We start from the raw sequence: 437 nt of genomic DNA on the forward strand, positions 1-437 counted from the left end.
CTGGCATACTAGTGCCAGCCGCCGCGGTAATACGTAGGGGGCAAGCGTTGTCCGGAATTATTGGGCGTAAAGAGCGTGTAGGCGGCCAGATAAGTCCGCTGTGAAATCTCGAGGCTCAACTTCGAGCTGTCGGTGGAAACTGTCTGGCTAGAGTCCGGAAGAGGAGAGTGGAATTCCTGGTGTAGCGGTGAAATGCGCAGATATCAGGAAGAACACCCGTGGCGAAGGCGGTTCTCTGGGACGGTACTGACGCTGAGACGCGAAAGCGTGGGGAGCGAACAGGATTAGATACCCTGGTAGTCCACGCCGTAAACGATGGGTGCTAGGTGTGGGCGGTGTCGACTCCGTCCGTGCCGAAGCTAACGCATTAAGCACCCCGCCTGGGGAGTACGGCCGCAAGGCTAAAACTCAAAGGAATTGACGGGTGACGCAATCCG

General features: G+C 57.4%; 1 rRNA gene. It reads left to right on the plus strand.

The annotated features are described in order from the left end of the window. Positions 1 to 437 (plus strand): 16S ribosomal RNA (locus M6G53_RS25135); the annotation flags it as partial.

Source organism: Serratia nevei, from assembly GCF_024160145.1.
Classification (GTDB): Bacteria; Pseudomonadota; Gammaproteobacteria; order Enterobacterales; family Enterobacteriaceae; genus Serratia; species Serratia nevei_A.